Annotated in this window: 15 protein-coding genes; 7 read left to right on the top strand and 8 right to left on the bottom strand. The window is 69.9% G+C overall.

The genetic code is table 11. From position 1 onward, the window contains the following. The 3 genes from AC1DHD_RS07030 to AC1DHD_RS07020 all read right to left on the bottom strand — a co-directional run. A partial coding sequence (locus AC1DHD_RS07030) for an MFS transporter (RefSeq protein WP_476879028.1) occupies positions 1–283 on the bottom strand: 283 nt, incomplete at its 3' end. Positions 284–351: 68 nt separating this feature from the next. Beyond that, complete coding sequence (locus AC1DHD_RS07025) at positions 352–687, bottom strand: cupin domain-containing protein (RefSeq protein WP_476879027.1); 336 nt, start codon at positions 685–687, stop codon at positions 352–354. A 67-nt stretch (positions 688–754) separates the two neighbouring features. Beyond that, positions 755–1,072, bottom strand: coding sequence for an acylphosphatase (locus AC1DHD_RS07020; protein WP_476879026.1), 318 nt, complete (start codon positions 1,070–1,072; stop codon positions 755–757). A gap of 158 nt (positions 1,073–1,230) precedes the next feature. Here AC1DHD_RS07020 and AC1DHD_RS07015 point away from each other — a divergent pair, with 158 nt between their 5' ends. Next, positions 1,231–1,521, top strand: coding sequence for a YegP family protein (locus AC1DHD_RS07015; RefSeq protein ID WP_476879025.1), 291 nt, complete (start codon positions 1,231–1,233; stop codon positions 1,519–1,521). A gap of 99 nt (positions 1,522–1,620) precedes the next feature. Further along, positions 1,621–2,856 carry a mechanosensitive ion channel family protein gene (locus tag AC1DHD_RS07010; RefSeq protein WP_476879024.1) on the top strand — a complete coding sequence of 412 codons (1,236 nt, stop codon included), beginning with the start codon at positions 1,621–1,623 and terminating at the stop codon, positions 2,854–2,856. Positions 2,857–3,248: 392 nt separating this feature from the next. Here AC1DHD_RS07010 and AC1DHD_RS07005 read toward each other — a convergent pair whose 3' ends face one another. Next, positions 3,249–4,142: a pullulanase X25 domain-containing protein gene (locus AC1DHD_RS07005; RefSeq protein WP_476879023.1), complete on the bottom strand. Its 894-nt coding sequence runs from the start codon at positions 4,140–4,142 to the stop codon at positions 3,249–3,251. 245 nt (positions 4,143–4,387) lie between these two features. On the opposite strand from AC1DHD_RS07005, the gene AC1DHD_RS07000 reads away from it, so the two are divergent. Next, positions 4,388–5,362 carry an aldo/keto reductase gene (locus AC1DHD_RS07000; protein ID WP_476879022.1) on the top strand — a complete coding sequence of 325 codons (975 nt, stop codon included), beginning with the start codon at positions 4,388–4,390 and terminating at the stop codon, positions 5,360–5,362. A 78-nt stretch (positions 5,363–5,440) separates the two neighbouring features. Here AC1DHD_RS07000 and AC1DHD_RS06995 read toward each other — a convergent pair whose 3' ends face one another. Next, positions 5,441–6,565, bottom strand: a complete 1,125-nt coding sequence (locus tag AC1DHD_RS06995) for an adenosine deaminase (RefSeq protein ID WP_476879021.1) — start codon at positions 6,563–6,565, stop codon at positions 5,441–5,443. Positions 6,566–6,630: 65 nt separating this feature from the next. Here AC1DHD_RS06995 and uvrA point away from each other — a divergent pair, with 65 nt between their 5' ends. After that, complete coding sequence (gene uvrA / locus AC1DHD_RS06990; protein ID WP_476879020.1) at positions 6,631–9,177, top strand: excinuclease ABC subunit UvrA; 2,547 nt, start codon at positions 6,631–6,633, stop codon at positions 9,175–9,177. A 12-nt stretch (positions 9,178–9,189) separates the two neighbouring features. Here the strand turns inward: uvrA and AC1DHD_RS06985 are convergent, their stop codons facing one another. After that, on the bottom strand, positions 9,190–9,762 hold the full coding sequence (locus AC1DHD_RS06985; RefSeq protein ID WP_476879019.1) for a hypothetical protein: 573 nt from the start codon (positions 9,760–9,762) through the stop codon (positions 9,190–9,192). Between the two features lie 145 nt (positions 9,763–9,907). Between AC1DHD_RS06985 and AC1DHD_RS06980 the strand changes: the two genes are divergently transcribed. From AC1DHD_RS06980 to AC1DHD_RS06970, 3 genes are all read left to right on the top strand, one after another. After that, on the top strand, positions 9,908–10,813 hold the full coding sequence (locus AC1DHD_RS06980; RefSeq protein WP_476879018.1) for an MSMEG_6728 family protein: 906 nt from the start codon (positions 9,908–9,910) through the stop codon (positions 10,811–10,813). A gap of 42 nt (positions 10,814–10,855) precedes the next feature. Further along, the gene (locus AC1DHD_RS06975) at positions 10,856–11,776 is read left to right on the top strand and encodes an NAD-dependent epimerase/dehydratase family protein (protein ID WP_476879017.1); all 921 of its coding nucleotides are present in this window, start codon (positions 10,856–10,858) and stop codon (positions 11,774–11,776) included. A gap of 64 nt (positions 11,777–11,840) precedes the next feature. After that, positions 11,841–12,227 carry a DUF1622 domain-containing protein gene (locus AC1DHD_RS06970; RefSeq protein WP_476879016.1) on the top strand — a complete coding sequence of 129 codons (387 nt, stop codon included), beginning with the start codon at positions 11,841–11,843 and terminating at the stop codon, positions 12,225–12,227. 51 nt (positions 12,228–12,278) lie between these two features. On the opposite strand, the gene AC1DHD_RS06965 is transcribed toward AC1DHD_RS06970, so the two are convergent. Together AC1DHD_RS06965 and AC1DHD_RS06960 are read right to left on the bottom strand one after the other, a co-directional pair. Then, positions 12,279–13,802 (bottom strand): glycosyltransferase family 39 protein, encoded by a 1,524-nt coding sequence (locus AC1DHD_RS06965; RefSeq protein ID WP_476879015.1) that lies wholly within the window; start codon positions 13,800–13,802, stop codon positions 12,279–12,281. Positions 13,803–13,850: 48 nt separating this feature from the next. Beyond that, positions 13,851–14,530, bottom strand: a 680-nt coding sequence (locus AC1DHD_RS06960; protein ID WP_476879014.1) for a gamma-glutamyltransferase, incomplete at its 5' end; no start/stop codon positions are given.

Here is a 14,530-nt window from a genome sequence, read left to right as displayed (position 1 = left end):
GCGCGAAGGGCGCCAGCGCACAGGTCGCCGCCACCAGCGCCATCCCCAGCAGGAACAGCCGGCGCGGGCCGAACCGGTCCGCGAGCCGTCCCATCAGCGGCTGCCCGGCCGCGGAGGTGAGGTAGAAGGAGGTGACCACCCAGGTGACCGTGGCGACGTCGAGCTTGAAGTCCGCCTGCAGCACCACCAGCGCGACGGCGATCATCGAGGAGTTCAGCGGGTTCAATGATGTGCCGAGGCTGAGTCCTGCGATGGCGATACCGGTCCGGGGAGAGTTGCTCACGGCAACAGTCTGTCCTACGCCGACGGCCGGGACCGAACCGGCGGCCCGGGTCCGGCGTAATACCCGGGTCAGCCCTTGGTCTTGGCCACCGTCATCAGGATGGCCGAGTCCTCCTCCGCCACCAGGCTGTGCAGCCCGTCCGGGACGATCAGCAGGTCCCCGGTTTTGCCTTGCCACGAGTCGTCGCCGGCCTGCAGCCGGACGCAGCCACGGAGCACGTAAACGGTGGCCTCCCCCGGGTTCTGGTGCTCGCTGAGCTGGGTCCCGGCCTTGAACGCCATCACGGTCTGGCGGAGGACCCGCTCGTGACCGCCGTAGACGGTATCCGCCGCACGTCCGCTGCCGGCCGCGAGCGCCGCGGCCACCTGCTGCCGGGCCAGGGCCTCGATCGATATCTTCTGCATGCGGCCACGCTACCCACCGCGGCGGTCCCTGCCGAGGGCCCTTCGTCCCGCTCCCCTTGCCGGGACGTCAGTACACCACCCGGAAGTTGCTGTAGGCGCCCGTGGCCCGGGTGATCCGCTCGTCCACGTGATCCACCCGGCCGGGCGCCTCCGGCGAGCGTAGCCAGCTGCGGAACTCCAGCACCACCGCCTGCGGTCCCTCAACGACGACGCCGACCGTCCCGTCGTCGTTGTTCCTGACAGTGCCGCGCAGCGCCAGCTCCTCGGCCTTGCGCACCGTAAAGTAGCGGAACCCGACCGCCTGCACCATGCCCTGCACACGGGCCGTGAGGCGTACGGCGGTGCCGGTGTCCGCGGCCCCGGGGAGCTCTGCGTCGTCAGCCATACCTCCAATGTAGACCCGGCCCGGGACCGGGAGCATCCGGGACCTTTGCCCCTTTCAATCCCTCCGCCGCGCTGGGCAGGGTGGAAGGAGACCTTCGGCATTGTGCACACTGCGGACACCCCGCGTCGCCGCCCGGAGCGCCTGAAAGGACAGAGACAATGGCAGGACAATTCGAGATCTTCACCGACGCAGAATCGAACGTCCGGTTTCGTTTGTTGGGGGCTGACGGCACAATTCTCGCTGTCTCTAAGGCCTTCAAGGACAAGCGTTCCGCGGCCGACGGCATCATGGCGGTCCGTGAATGCGCCGGCACCGGACTGATCCGGGAGTCGCACGCCACCCAGCGCACCACGCAGTGGGCCGGCCAGGGCCGGACCTCGGCCGTGGGCGCCGTGGGGGCCGACCACCCGCACGCCCGTAACCGCCGCAGGCACCTGCCCGCGGTCTAGGGGCCGGTTGGAGTTTCGGGTTCACGGCGGGCGTGATCAGCCCCACCTTGACATTCCGCCGATTTCAAATGGCCGCCGAAGCTTGCTAGAGCTTAAAAGATGCAAGAGTTTCTGAGTTCCGCCATGCCCTTCCTCGCCGTGGCCCTGGCCGTGGCCGCCGGGCTGATCGCCTCCTGGGTGGTGCGCCRCGTGATCCTGCGGCTCAACCGCAAGCAGGAAGCCCTCCGCGAGACGTCCCGGATGGCGCGGCTGCCGCTGCGTTTTGCGCTCTGCCTGATCGGGGTGCGAATTGCGCTGGCCACCACCACGGCCGACGCCGAGTGGCGCCGCAACGTGGACCACGGCCTGGCCATCGCCCTGATCGGGTCCGTGGCGTGGCTGGCGATTGCCGTGCTGCTGATCATCGAGACGATGGTCCTGACCCGCTACCGGGTGGACGTGGCCGACAACCGGCGTGCCCGGCGGCTCCGCACCCAGGTGATCCTGGCCCGGCGGATCGGCGTCGCACTGATCGCCATTGTGGCCCTCGGCAGCATCATGCTGACCTTCCCCGCCATCCAGGCGCTCGGCGCCGGGCTGCTGGCCTCCGCCGGGGTGATCTCGATCGTCGCCGGCCTCGCCGCCCAGACCTCGCTGGTGAACGTCTTCGCCGGCATCCAGCTCGCCTTCACGGACGCCATACGCGTGGACGACGTGGTGGTGGTCCAGAAGGAATGGGGCCGGATCGAGGAAATCACCCTGACCTACGTGGTGGTGCACATTTGGGATGACCGCCGGCTGATCCTGCCCTCGACCTACTTCACCACCACCCCGTTCGAGAACTGGACCCGGCGCCAGTCCGAGGTGATGGGCACCGTGGAGTTCGACCTCGACTGGCGCGCCCCGGTGGAGGCCATGCGGGCCGAGCTGAAGAAGGTCCTCGCCTCGACCGACCTCTGGGACGAGCGGGTGGGCATCCTGCAGATCACCGATGCAACCGCTGGCTTTGTCCGGGTCCGGATCCTGGTCAGCGCCGGGGACAGCGCCTCGCTCTTTGACCTGCGCTGCCTGATCCGTGAGGAGCTGGTGCTCTTCCTGCAGCAGGAGCACCCGKCGGCGCTGCCGCACGTCCGGCTCGAATCCCTGCCGTCCGCCGCGGCCTCCAGCCAGCCCGCGCCCAGGCGTCCGGGCAAACTGGCCGCCGCCGACGAGACCGCCGCCCGGCTGCCCTCCGACCCGCACGACTCGCAGTTGTTCACCGGCTCCATCGAGGCCGTGCAGCGGTCCCGCGCGTTTGCCGGCCCTGGCGAGGACGTGTTCGAGGACCGGGATAAGTCGATCGCGGCGCAGAACTAGGGTTGCAGGGCCTGGGCGCACCACTGGGCAGTTGCCGTGCTGGGCCGGCCGCCGGCCCTGCTCTGGTCTTCCCTCGCCGCGGTGACGGGTCGATAATCGGAGCCATGACGATTCCCCCGCACCCAGAGCCCGATCCGTTCCCGCCCGAGCCCGGCCCGGCCACGCCCGAACCACAACCGGGCGACCCGTTCCCTCCGGATCCGGGTCCCACGCCGCCGACGCCCGAGCCCGCCCCGGGTCCCGGTCCGACGCCGTCCCCGGCGCCTGGCCCTGCCCCGACGCCCGGCCCGCTGCCGATCCCGGACCCCGGGCCGGTTGCACCGCCGTCGCCCGTTCCGCCGAGCCCGGACCCGTCCCGCTTCTAGGCCGGTCCGTGGTCCGGTTGGCGGTGGTTAGTCGATGACGATGTCGCGGGTCCGGTGGTCGTAGTGGATGACCAGCAGGCCGCCGCGGTGGTGGACCTCGTGGTTGGCGCCGTCGAAGTGGCCGAACGCGCCGTAGTTCTCGTCCCAGGACCGGTTGATGGCGATCTTGAAGCTGTAGGAGCCGGCCGGCAGTTCCGCCGCGAGCTTCCAGAGCTGGTCCACCTCGTCCAGCTGCATCTGCGACTCGTCATACTGCGGCGCCCAGTTGGCCGGGGCGCCCAGCAGGACGTTGAAGTCGCCCGCCACGGCGACGGCGGCCGGCTGGACGATCGTTTCTGCCTGGGTTTCTGCCTGGGTCCCGGCTGCGGTGTCCGGGGCCTCGGCGGGAGATTTAGCGGCCGCTTTGCGCTTGCGGACGGCCTTCGCGACGGGGGCTACGGCTTCCTCCACCAGCTTGGCGGCGGTGTCGGCCACCTTCTCGGCGACCTTTTCAGCCACCTTGACTGCCTTCGGACCGGCCTTGGGTGCAGTCTTGGGTGCGGTGTGCCCGGCGGGGGCGGACGGCAGCGGGGTGTCCGCCGGAACCGGGGTACCGGCGTCGAGCGCTGCAGTGAAGGCGGCGGGATCGGCGAAGGCGACCGTCGCGCGCTGGCCGTCCTCGGTGATGGTCCAGCCGGAGCGGCCCTTGACCAGCCAGCCGGCCTTTACCAGCTTCGCGGTCGCCGTGGTGAGCGCCTTGTGGCCGCGGGGAATGCCGCCGCTGAGCAGTTCGCGCTCGTGGTCGTTGAGCGGGACCCGCGCGATCGCCTCGCCGAGGACGGCGCCGGCGTTTAGCTTCTCGCCGGACCAGACCCCTTCCGCCAGCACGTCAAGCACAGCCTTGAGCCGAAGGTTGGTGTTTTCCGCAGCGTTGGCGCCCATGGGTCTCCTTTAGAAGCAATTGATCCATCTGCATTTTGCCAAGGTTCGGCGGCTTCCGCGACTGGGCGGGGTTAACTTTGTGTGTCGTGACCCACTGTGACGGCGACGGGGCGCCGGTGGTACGGGTCAGCGTCCGCCGCGCGGAAACCCGTTGCCCGCGGCAAGCATGCTGACTAGAGTGGGCTGATCGCCGCCGTCCCCCGGGGCTGATCCGCGGCACTCCCCCACTGGTTCAGGAGATCCCCATGGAAACACGCACCCTCGGCTCCCTCACCGTCTCCGCCCTCGGCCTGGGCTGCATGGGAATGAGCGAGTTCTACGGCAAAGGCGACGAACAGGAGTCCACGGCCACGATCCACGCCTTCCTCGACGCCGGCGGTACCCTCCTGGACACCGCCGACATGTACGGCCCGTTCACCAACGAACAGCTGGTGGGCAGGGCGATCGCAGGGCGCCGCGACGACGTCGTACTGGCCACCAAGTTCGGCAACGAACGCCGCGAAGACGGCTCCTGGGTGGGCATTAACGGCAAACCCGAGTACGTCCGGGCAGCGTGTGACGCGAGCCTGCAGCGCCTCGGTGTGGACCACATAGACCTCTACTACCAGCACCGGGTGGACAGGACCGTGCCGATCGAGGAGACGGTCGGTGCCATGGCGGAGCTGGTCCAGGCCGGCAAGGTCAAACACCTGGGCCTCTCCGAAGCGAGCGCCGACACCGTCCGCCGCGCCCACGCCGTGCACCCCATCAGCGCCCTGCAGACCGAATACTCGCTGTGGGAACGCGAACCGGAAACCAAGATCTTCCCGGTCCTAGCCGAGCTCGGCATCGGATTCGTCCCTTACAGCCCACTGGGCCGCGGCTTCCTCACCGGGCAGCTGCGCAGCGAATCCGACTTCGCGGAGGACGATTTCCGCCGCCACTCGCCGCGCTTCCAGGGCGAGAACTTCACCCGCAACCTCGAACTCGTGGACCGCGTGACCGAGCTTGCGGCGGAGAAGGGCAGCACCCCGGCCCAGCTGGCCCTCGCCTGGCTGCTGGCCCAGGGCGCGCACATCGTACCGATCCCCGGGACCAAGAAGCGCGACCGGCTGCGCGAGAACCTGGGCGCCGTCGACGTCGAGCTCTCTGCCGAGGACCTGGCCCGGCTCGACGAGCTGGCCCCAGCCGGCGTCGCCGCGGGCGCCCGCTACCCGAACATGGGCACCATCGACGTCTGACCCCGCCGTTGCCCTATCACTTATGGTCCCTATCCGGCCGGTTTAGCCGCCATAAGTGATAGAGCAACCCGGGGGGATTTAGCGGCCCGAGGCGGCCAGCTCTGCCAGCAGCTCGGTCTTCCGCTCCTCGCTCGCGAACGAGGACCGGATGGAGTTGGCTGCGAGGCGGACACAGTCGAACTCGGAGAGCCCGATCACGGATTTGAGCTGCGCGAAGTTGTCATCCACGTACCCGCCGAAGTAGGCGGGGTCGTCCGAGTTCACGCTGACGTTCAGCCCGGCCGCCAGCATGCCCGGCAGGGGGTGGTCCGCGAGGGTGTCGACGGCGCGGAGCCGGACGTTCGAGAGCGGGCAGACGGTCAGCGGCATGAGCTCCTGGACCAACCGCTCCACCAGCTCCGGGTCCTCCATACAGCGGATGCCGTGATCGATCCGCTCCACGTCCAGGGCGTCCAGCGCCTCGATGATGTACGACGGCGGGCCTTCCTCGCCCGCGTGCGCAATCCGCCGGAGCCCGGCGTCCTTGGCCCGCGCGAAGAGGCGTTCAAACTTCGACGGCGGATTGCCCACCTCGGCCGAGTCCAGCCCGATCCCGGCGATCGGCGCCTCCATGGCGAGCAGCTGCTCCAGCACCTCGAGCGCGGATTCCTCGGACAGGTCGCGCAGGAACGCGGCGATCAGCAGGGTGGAGACACCGAACTCCTCCTGCGAGGTGGCCAGCACCGAGGCCACACCGTTCACGCAGGTGGCCAGGGACACCCCGCGGGTCAGGTGCGCCTGCGGGTCCAGCATGATCTCGGCATGCCGCACCCCGGCGGCGGCGGCCCGGGTCAGGTAGGCCCGGGTCATGTCGGCGAAGTCCTGCTCGGTCTGCAGCACGGCCATATTCGCGTAGTAGAGATCGAGGAACGACTGCAGGTCCGTGAACTCGTACCGCGCCCGCAGCTCGTCCAGGTCCGCGTAGGGCAGCGTGATGCCATTGCGTTCCGCGAGCGCGAAGATCAGTTCCGGTTCGAGGGTGCCCTCGATGTGCAGGTGCAGTTCGGCCACCGGGAGTGCCGCGTGGACCCCGCCGGGAACCTCGGCGAACTCCGGAATCCCCTCGACCTGCGGCGCAGTCTCCTGCTCCGCGTCCTGCACTGCCTGCGGCGCTGCTCTCTGCTCTGCCTGCGGCGCTGGGGCGCCGCCGTCGTAAGTTTCCATTGGGTAAGGATATGCCCGCCGTTATGGATATGCCGCCCGGGGCCGGGACGGATAGAGTCGAACAGATGCACAATGATCAGCAGGCTTCCGATTCCGCCGGCCTGGCGCCGGACCACCCCACGGACGGCTTCGTCCGGGTCCGCGGCGCCCGGGAAAACAACCTGCGCAACGTGGACGTGGACGTCCCGCGCGACGCGATCGTGGCCTTCACCGGGGTGTCCGGGTCCGGGAAGTCCTCGCTCGCGTTCGGCACCATCTACGCCGAGGCCCAGCGCCGCTACTTCGAATCCGTGGCGCCCTACGCCCGCCGGCTGATCCAGCAGGGCCACAACCCGAAGGTGGAGCTGATCACCGGCCTTCCGCCCGCCGTCGCCCTCCAGCAGCGGCGCGGCACCCCCAGCTCCCGCTCCACCGTCGGCACGGTCACCACCTTGTCCAACTCGCTGCGGATGCTCTTCTCCCGCGCCGGCAGCTACCCCGACGGCGCCGCGCCGCTGGACTCGGACGCCTTCTCCCCCAACACGGCGGCCGGCGCCTGCCCGGAGTGCCACGGCCTGGGCGTCGCGCACACCGTCACCGAATCCTCGCTGGTCCCGGACCCCGCCCTCAGCATCCGCGACGGCGCCATCGCCGCGTGGCCCGGGGCGTGGCAGGGCAAAAACCTGCGCGACATCCTCACGCACCTGGGCTACGACGTCGACACCCCCTGGCGGAAGCTGCCCAAAAAGGACCGCGACTGGATCCTCTTCACCGAGGAGCAGCCCGTCGTGGAGGTCACGCCGCAGCGCGACCGGGTGGCCAAGCCGTACAAGGGCCGCTTCTGGAGTGCCCGCAGCTACGTCCTGCACACCCTCGCCGATTCCAAGAGCAGCACCATGCGGGAGAAGGTGCTGCGCTACATGGAGACAGGCCCGTGCCCGCGCTGCGGCGGCAGCGGCCTGCGCCCCGAAGCCCTGGCCGTGACCTTCGCGGGGAAAACCATCGCCGAGCTCAACGGCGTCCCGATGACCGAGCTCGCCGCGGTCATCCGCCCCACCACCGAACTGACGACGGCGGGGACGGCCTCCCGTAAGCACTCGTCCGGCGAGTCCAACGAGGTGGCCGTCGCCATCACCCGTGACCTGCTCCAGCGGATCACGGTGCTGCTGGACCTGGGCCTGGGCTACCTCGCGCTGGGCCGGTCCACGCCGACGCTCTCCCCCGGCGAAATGCAGCGGCTCCGGATCGCCACCCAGCTGCGCTCGGGCCTCTTCGGCGTGATCTACGTGCTGGACGAGCCCTCCGCCGGCCTGCACCCGGCCGACGCCGAACCCCTCCTCGCCGTCCTGGACCAGCTGAAGTCCTCCGGCAACTCCGTGTTTGTGGTGGAGCACAACATGGACGTGGTGCGCCGCGCCGACTGGCTGGTGGACGTGGGCCCGCGCGCCGGTGAAGGTGGCGGCGAGGTCCTCTACAGCGGCCCCGTCTCCGGCCTCGCGGCGGTGGACGCCTCTGTCACCCGGCCCTACCTGTTCCCGGCGGACGGGAGGCCGGCCGGCAGCAAAGCGGCGCGGGACCGCCGTGAGGCCGCCGGCTGGCTCGAGCTGCAGGGCATCACCCGGCACAACCTGCAAGACCTCGACGCCACCTTCCCGCTGGGCGTCCTGACCGCCGTCACCGGGGTGTCCGGCTCCGGCAAATCGACACTGGTCAGCCAGGTCCTCGCCGAGGTCGCCAACGCCTGGCTGCACCCGGACGCCGACGCCGCGGCGCCCGACGAGACGGAGGACGACGCCGGTGAGCCCGCCGCGCCGCTGAGCGTGGGCCCGGTGACCGGCCTGGAGCAGATCGACCGGCTGGTGAAAGTGGACCAGAAGCCGATCGGCCGCACCCCGCGGTCCAACCTGGCCACCTACACCGGGCTTTTCGACGCCGTGCGGAAGGAATTCGCGGCGACGGATGAGGCGAAGGCCCGCGGTTTCAGCGCCGGACGCTTCTCCTTCAACGTGGCCGGCGGCCGGTGCGAGACCTGCCAGGGTGAGGGCTTCGTGGCGGTGGAGCTGCTGTTCCTGCCCGGCAGCTACGGCCCGTGCCCGGAGTGCAACGGCTCGCGCTACAACCCGGAGACGCTGGAAGTCAGCTACCGCGGCAAGAATGTGGCCGAGGTGCTCGGCATGACGGTCAACGCCGCCGCGGAGTTCCTCACGGACGTCCCCGCCGCGGCCCGGGCGCTGCAGACCCTCCGCGAAGTGGGGCTGGGCTACCTCCGGCTCGGCCAGCCCGCCACCGAGCTCTCCGGCGGCGAGGCCCAGCGCATCAAACTTGCCACGGAGCTGCAGCGGGCCCAGCGCGGCCACTCGTTGTACCTGCTGGACGAGCCCACCACGGGACTGCACCCGGCCGACGTCGAACTCCTGATGGCCCAGCTCCACCGCCTGGTGGACGCCGGGAACACCGTGGTGGCGGTGGAGCACGAGATGGATGTGGTGGCCGCCGCGGACTGGGTGATCGATCTGGGACCTGCCGGTGGCGACGCCGGCGGCAAGATCATCGCCGCCGGGGAGCCCGCCGTCGTCGCCCGCTCCAAAAAGAGCAGGACCGCCCCGTACCTCGGGGCGGTCCTGAAGGGCTGAGCCGGAGGGCGGTCAGGCAGCCTTGGGAAGTTCGCGGACGATGCGGACCTTCCACGCGGCGTCGTCACTGGTGTCGAGCAGGGCCACCGTGCCCTGGGCCAGGTGCAGGGCAACGCGCTTGGCGGCCAGCAGCTCCAGGTAGAGCTGTTCGTTCATGCGCGCGGGGGTGTCGATGACGTACTTCACGGCGTCGCGGACCTTCCGGTAGTTGGCGCTGCGTTCGCGGTGCAGGTGGAGTTCGAGCAGGCGGCGCTGGCGCAGGCGCGGCTCGTGCCGGTTCAGCCAGGACACGGCGGCGTGGACGGCCACCACCAGGGTCAGCGAGACCGCATAGATTTCCCAGCCGCTGGAGAGCAGGAAGAGCGGCAGGTTCGCGATGGCGACGACGGCGATCAGCAGCCGGAACGCGAGCAGCCGGCGCATGGTCAGGGCCACGGAGGCCAGGGCCGCGCGGAAGCCGGTTTGTTCCTTGCGGGCCTCGGCAGGGTCCAGCGTGAATTCTTCGAGAACCAGGATGCCGTTGGCTTCCGGGCCGAGCATTTGTCCGTATTTGGGCGCAAAGGGCGCCGCTGCTTCGAGGTTCATGGCAGGTCTTCCGTGCGGCTGGGGTGGTTGCCGTAAATAATAAATCTCCGGGCTGGGAGCTGTCTGTAAGTATCCGCGATGTGAACACGCTCACCCGGGACGCCCAGCAATTGGCGATGCGGGCCCGTGGCCCCAAACTGGAGAGATGCAGACTTTCCTTCCCTTCCCCGATTTCCGGCAGAGCGCCGCGGCCCTTGACCCCGCGCGGCTCGGCAAGCAGCGCGTCGAGGCGCTGCAGATGCTGCGCGCGCTGGTGATTCCCGAGTACGGCTGGCAGTCCCACCCGGCCGTGCGGATGTGGATGGGGCACGTCCCGGCCCTGACCATGTACGGCCTGGCCATGGTGGATGAGTGGACGGCGCGCGGCGGCGAGGACACCACCCGGGAACGGATCATGGAGTTCGCCCCGCAGGCAGCCCACCCGGACTACGCCGCCAAGATCCAGATGCCGTGGTGGCTGGGGAATCCGGACTTCCACCTGAGCCACCGGTCCCGGCTGCTGGCCAAGGACCACAAGTTCTACGCCTCGGTCTTCCCCGGCACGGACCCGGACCTGGAGTACGTGTGGCCCGAGCCCAAGCACGAGCTCATCCCCGAAGATCCTGCCGGTGACCGGATGTGGATCCTCCGCCTTCCGCTGGGTGACACCGACCCGCAGCAGCTGGACACGGTGAGCCTGCCCCCGGTGCGGGGCAAGGGGGCCGGTGCGGGCGAGGACGAGGAGTACCAGTTCGTGTACGCGGACAACGGGTCGCGCCGGCCGGAGAAGAACTCCCGCAAGCGTCCGGCCAAGCCGCTGGTGAAGAAGCCCTCCCGCAAGCGCCAGGCCCAGGAAGAGGCTTTCGCGACGCTGCCCGGCAAGTCCGTCGTCGCGGTCCCGTTCGACGGCGGCCGGTCCTTCGCCGTGGGCGAGGTCCAGGGCCGTCCGATCACCGTGGACGGCCGGTTCGCCCGCAACTTCCAGGTCACCGAGGTCCTGTCCCGCTCGGACTTCGACTACCCGGCGCTGCTGCAGGACCCGCGGGTCTTCTTCCCGATCGCCGCACGCTAGCCCCGCCCGCGCCGCCCTGAAATTACTGGCAGACTGGCCATTATGACTGTACTGCTGGCCGGTTGCGGCGATCTGGGGACCGAGGCCGGACTGCGCTTTGCAGCGGCCGGGCACAAGGTGGTGGGCTGGCGCCGCTCGCCGCACAAGCTGCCGGCCGAAATTCAGGGTGTGGCCACGGACCTCAGTTCCGGCGAACTGCCGCCGGTCCCGGCGGACACCACCGCCGTCGTGGTTGCCGTCGCGGCTGACTCCCCCACCGAGGACGCGTACCGGGCGGCGTATGTGGACGGCCTGGCCCGGGTGCTCGACGCCGTCACGGCGTCCCGGGCGCCGGTGCGGCGTGTGCTCTTCGTGTCCTCCACGGCGGTGTATGGCGATGCCGGCGGCGGCTGGGTGGACGAGACGACGACGCCGAATCCCGGCGGGTTCTCCGGCCGCATCCTGTGTGAGGCCGAGGACCTGCTCAGCAGCCGCCTCGACGCAACCGGGATCACGCCCGTAGCGCTCCGGCTGGGCGGGATCTACGGCCCGGGCCGGACGCGCCTGATCGACCAAGTGCGCGCCGGGAACGCCACGGTGCCGGCCGGGCCCCGACTGACCAACCGGATCCACCGCGACGACGCCGCCGCGGCTATCGTCCACCTGTGCACCGTGGCTGCGGAGCCGGCACCCCTGTACCTGGGTGTGGACAACGAACCCGCCGAACTCGGCGAGGTGCTGCGGTTCCTGGCCGGCGAGCTCGGACTGCCGGCGCCGGCCAGTGCTGCGCCCGGGGATGACGGGTCGCAGAGCGGCGCTGGCGCGGCGGGCGGCGGGGCTGGCGGCGGCGGCGAGCCGTCGCGCGGCGGGAACAAGCGCGTCAGCAACGCCCTGCTCCGCGGCACCGGGTTCACTTTTGAGTACCCTAGTTTCCGCGAGGGCTACCGCGCTGTCCTGGCCGGCGTCGGCGAACGGCATCCCTGACCGGCCCTGAGGCGCGCCGCCGTTCCACCACCAGACTTCACACCCAACTCCTCCAAGGGGCAGCATGGATTTTCAGCACATCATTGAGACGGTCGGCCGGTTCATGGACTTCGCCGGGGTCGCCATCATGGTGGTCGGCGCCGTCGTGTCGTTGCCTATGGCCTTGCGCGGCTTCCAGCCCAAGGAACTGCCTGCCGGCGCCGAGCCACTCTCGATCTACCGGTCCTACCGGCAACTGCTGGGCCGCTCTATTCTGCTGGGCCTCGAGCTGCTGGTCGCGGCCGACATCATCCGCACCGTGGCCGTCACCCCGACCTTCGAGAGCGTGGGCGTGCTTGCCATCATCGTGCTGATCCGGACGTTCCTCAGCTTCTCCCTGGAGCTCGAAATCACAGGGCGCTGGCCCTGGCAGAAACAGCCCCCAACCAGCCCGGCGGCGACAACCGGCTGAGCTTGCTCCAGGACGCGTCCTCGAGAAGGCGCCCGACGGCGGCGGTGCTGGCTAGCGCGGCCGCCGCTGGAACTCGGTCACCGAGGTCACGACGCCGGTGAACTGCCGCTTGGGTGCGTAGCCGATGACCTCCATGGCCCGCCGCGCGCCGGTCCTGCTGGTTAGCTCCACCACCCAGACCGTGTTGTATTTGAGGATGCGGTTTTTGGCGGTTTTGACGTCGTATCTCCGGTCGAAGATGCGTCCCCACTCCGCGGCCGTCCGCGCCATCGTGGGGTCATTGAGGCCCTCGAAGGCCTCCGGGTAGCCACGGAACGCCATGTCCCGGTCGTTTCCAATCACAAAGGCGTCCCCGGGGCGGGCCTCCCGGTGGATGGTGTCCGCGATGAAGCGGAAGTCATCACTCTGGATGCGCCCGTATTCCGTGCGCTGCCCAACGTAGGACGGCAGCGAGATCCCCAGCGCGGTCAGCAGCCCCACGGCAGTCGCCGCCATCCGAACCTTGCGGACGCGGCCGCCCTGCGGGTTGCCCGGTGGTTTCCCCTGCGGGCTGGCGAGCCGCCTGGCCAGGAGCGGAGCCGCCGCCAGCATCGGCAGGGCCGCCAGCTCAAACGAAACATACCGCGGCAGGTAGTAGCCGCGCCCCGTGATCACCGATCCCGCAATGACCGCAGCCAACGGAAGCACCAGCCACGGCACGGCCAGCTTGACGGCGAAGGTCTTCCGGGCCAGGATCGCGCCAATCAGCGCCGCGACCCAGACCAGGGCCGCCAGTCCGTACATCGAAAAGTCCTCGCCCGGCGTCGGCTGCGGGCTGGAAACGAAGTTTTCGGTCGAGTAGTAAGCGTCGCTGAAGAACTGGACGAAGGCGACCTCGTACGTCGTCGACGCCCCGATGGGCGGCACCCAGGCGATCTGGAACTGCTGCCCCGAGGCGACGGCCGCCACCACGCCCGCCGGGATGAGCCACCCCACCGAGGCCAGCGCGAGGGCACGCCAATGCCTGCGGAGGCGTTCGTCTGCCAGCAGCGTGACCGCGTGCGCCGCTATGAGGAGCACGGCATAGAAGGACAGGCTGACAGTGACCAGGCCGGTGAGGCCGTACCAGAGCCAACGCAGCCTGGACGGGGATTCGCGGATGACCACCAGGAGGTAGGTCGCCAGCACGGCGCCCAACACCGTCAGCGCGTAGGAGCGGGCGTCGGTGGCCACGTACTGCACCCGCGGGAGGATGACGAAGATCGCAGCGGCGGTGATCCCGTAGGCGGTCCCCCCGAGCCGGCGGCACAGGGCCATCAGCAGGCCGGCGGCGACAGCGACGGCGAGAAGGCTGGGCAGACGCATGGCCAACTCCGAGAAGCCGAATATTCTCGTCCAGCCATACATCAGGATGTAGTAGGCGCCGTGCACCGCGTCCACCGTTCCGAGCATGCTCCACAGCTCGGGGAACTCCCGGTTGACGGCGCTGACGGTGGCGGCCTCGTCCGTCCAAAAGCTGGGTACCGATACGCCGACCATGGTGTACAGGAAGGCCAGCACCCCCACGAGGATGGGGACGCGGCTGCTTCTCTTCACCCGACAATCTAAGCATGGATGCCGGGGCCGATCCGGCGCCCGCCGGGCCTACCGTCCCGCGGCGTACCCCTGGGCTCCCCGCGGGTTGGCCGCTGCCTGCAGCACTCCCGTCCCGGGGTCGCGGACGACGGCGGACAGGCGGCCCAGCGTCCACCCGCCGGCCACGGTCACCACGTGACCTCGGCGCTCCAGCCCGGCGATGACGTCAGCTCCCAGACGGTCCTCGACGACGGCGCCCCCGGGCTCCCAGGTGCGGGGCCAGAACGAGCCGGGCATCGACGTCGTATGGAACGTGGGTGCGTCGATGGCCTGCTGCGGCGAATAGCCGCCCACAATGGTCCGCAGCAGGTACGGGAGCTGCCACTGGTCCTGCTGGTCCCCGCCCGGTGAGCCCAGGGCGGTCACGGCGTGCCCGTCCCGGAATACCAAAGTAGGCGTCAGGGTGGTGCGGGGCCGTTTGCCCGGGGTGAGGGTGGACGGTGTGCCGGGTTCTAGCCAGGTCATCTGCAGGCGGGTCCCAAGGCAGAAACCGAGCTCCGGAATGGCGGGCGAGGATTGCAGCCAGCCGCCGGACGGTGTGGCCGAGACCATGTTGCCCCAGCGGTCGACGACGTCGATGTGGCATGTGTCGCCCCGGGTCTCCCCGGTCGGTGCCACGGTCGGCTCCCCCACGCCCAGGCCCGCGGGACCCGCGGCGCCGCTCCGTGCCAGCGCCGGCGGCGTGTACT

The sequence above is a fragment of the Arthrobacter sp. 05L45_2 genome (genome assembly GCF_056397525.1).
Note: the sequence above shows the minus strand (reverse complement) of the source record. Positions and strands in the feature narration are given on the sequence as shown.

Coding starts and splice junctions, on each gene's coding strand:
- AC1DHD_RS07025 (WP_476879027.1), bottom strand. CDS start 687: ATGCAGAAGATATCGATCGAGGCCCTGGCCCGGCAGCAGGTGGCCGCG.
- AC1DHD_RS07020 (WP_476879026.1), bottom strand. CDS start 1,072: ATGGCTGACGACGCAGAGCTCCCCGGGGCCGCGGACACCGGCACCGCC.
- AC1DHD_RS07015 (WP_476879025.1), top strand. CDS start 1,231: ATGGCAGGACAATTCGAGATCTTCACCGACGCAGAATCGAACGTCCGG.
- AC1DHD_RS07005 (WP_476879023.1), bottom strand. CDS start 4,142: ATGGGCGCCAACGCTGCGGAAAACACCAACCTTCGGCTCAAGGCTGTG.
- AC1DHD_RS07000 (WP_476879022.1), top strand. CDS start 4,388: ATGGAAACACGCACCCTCGGCTCCCTCACCGTCTCCGCCCTCGGCCTG.
- AC1DHD_RS06995 (WP_476879021.1), bottom strand. CDS start 6,565: ATGGAAACTTACGACGGCGGCGCCCCAGCGCCGCAGGCAGAGCAGAGA.
- uvrA (WP_476879020.1), top strand. CDS start 6,631: ATGCACAATGATCAGCAGGCTTCCGATTCCGCCGGCCTGGCGCCGGAC.
- AC1DHD_RS06985 (WP_476879019.1), bottom strand. CDS start 9,762: ATGAACCTCGAAGCAGCGGCGCCCTTTGCGCCCAAATACGGACAAATG.
- AC1DHD_RS06980 (WP_476879018.1), top strand. CDS start 9,908: ATGCAGACTTTCCTTCCCTTCCCCGATTTCCGGCAGAGCGCCGCGGCC.
- AC1DHD_RS06975 (WP_476879017.1), top strand. CDS start 10,856: ATGACTGTACTGCTGGCCGGTTGCGGCGATCTGGGGACCGAGGCCGGA.
- AC1DHD_RS06970 (WP_476879016.1), top strand. CDS start 11,841: ATGGATTTTCAGCACATCATTGAGACGGTCGGCCGGTTCATGGACTTC.